Annotated in this window: 2 protein-coding genes; both read left to right on the top strand. The window is 43.7% G+C overall.

The window, feature by feature from the left end:
* The first annotated feature begins 187 nt into the window (after nt 1–187).
* The gene (gene pgeF / locus PGX78_RS08210; protein ID WP_270446457.1) at nt 188–1054 is read left to right on the top strand and encodes a peptidoglycan editing factor PgeF; all 867 of its coding nucleotides are present in this window, start codon (nt 188–190) and stop codon (nt 1052–1054) included.
* 146 nt (nt 1055–1200) lie between these two features.
* Complete coding sequence (locus tag PGX78_RS08205) at nt 1201–1419, top strand: cation transporter (protein ID WP_270446455.1); 219 nt, start codon at nt 1201–1203, stop codon at nt 1417–1419.
* Nucleotides 1420–1459: the final 40 nt, after the last annotated feature.

Here is a 1459-nt window from a genome sequence, read left to right as displayed (position 1 = left end):
GGGAGCCGTACCGCTGGCATAGGCAATGGCCGTATTTTTTTCAGTAACCTTTTCCGTAAGTTCGGCAGAAGATTGTTCTTTTAATGTAAAGTCCATCATAAGCCTCCTAAATCGTATAAGATATTTTTACTATAGCACAGAGGAGAATAAATAAAAACCTTTCGAGAAAAAATAGAGATTTGGTATAATGAAACAGACGGTAATGTATACGGAATATGTAACAGGCGGTGACGACATGAGCGATATTATAGAAAAAGAGGGAGTATCTTTTGTATCCTTCCGGCTATTTGCCCCTTATAAGGACTTGACGGCAGCCGTATCGACACGGCTCGGCGGCATCAGCACGGGAGATTTTAAAAGTTTGAATATGAGTTTTTCTACGGGCGATGATAAAGAGGCCGTTAAGGAAAACAGACGACGGTATTTTAACGCCTTGGGTATATCGATAAAAGACCTGGTGGGGTGCAATCAGGTACACGGCGTGCATATTGAGCAGGTTACTAAAAAAGACTGCGGTCGCGGCGTAGAAGGCAAGGAAGACGCACTGCCCGGTTGCGACGGTTTGATTACGAATGAACCCGGCGTGGCGTTGACCATGAATTTTGCAGACTGCACGCCTTTGTTGTTTTTTGACCCTGTTCGCAAGGCTATCGGCTTGGCTCACGGCGGTTGGCGAGGGACGGCCGGTAATATTGCGAGCCTTACGGTAGAAAAAATGAAAGAAGCCTTCGGATCCGAAGCTAAAGACATTTTGGCGGCTATCGGCCCAGCCATGGGTCCTGATCGCTTTGAAGTGGGAGACGATGTTATACAGGCCTTTACGAACCTTTTCGGAAAAACGGAGGTTCTAGACCTTTATAAGCTGACGAAAGAAGGCAAGTATCTATTTAACATGTGGGAGGCCAACAGGCGACTTTTGTTGCGTGCAGGCCTTCAAAAGGATCATATCGAATGTGCCGACATATGTACTCATACCCATACGGACCTCTTTTTTTCGTATAGAAAGGAAAAGGGCAAGACGGGACGACATATGGCGGTTATGGAATTACATTAACTCTTGGAAATACGGTCATAATAATCTGTGATTATGGCCGTACTTTTTGTGTAAAAAACTCTTGACAACCAAAGCAAAATTTAATAGAATACAGTAGAAATACAAATGAACAGATATTCATACATAAAAATGAGGGGGATTTAAAAATGAAGAAGTCTTATAAAATTGAAGTCGACTGCCCGAACTGTGCAGCCAAAATGGAAACGGCGGCCAATAAGACGGAAGGTGTCAAGGAAGCCAATGTCAATTTCATGCTTTTAAAGATGAAGGTGGAATTTGAAGACGGTGCCGATCCGCAAGCCGTGATGGAAGCAGTACAACATAACTGTAAAAAAGCAACGTCTGACGGCGAAATTTTCTTGTAAGAATTTACATCGGGGGGACATGTATGCTAAGTGCCAGACA

Source organism: Megasphaera sp. AF13-6AC (assembly GCF_027685385.1).
Lineage (GTDB): Bacteria > Bacillota > Negativicutes > Veillonellales > Megasphaeraceae > Megasphaera > Megasphaera micronuciformis.
The sequence above is the reverse complement of the archived record's forward strand: the minus strand, read 5'-3'. Positions and strand labels throughout refer to the sequence as shown.

Bases quoted from the DNA above. Each gene is read 5' to 3' on its own strand.
- PGX78_RS08205 (WP_270446455.1), top strand. From the start codon at position 1,201: ATGAAGAAGTCTTATAAAATTGAAGTCGACTGCCCGAACTGTGCAGCC.
- pgeF (WP_270446457.1), top strand. From the start codon at position 188: ATGAAACAGACGGTAATGTATACGGAATATGTAACAGGCGGTGACGAC.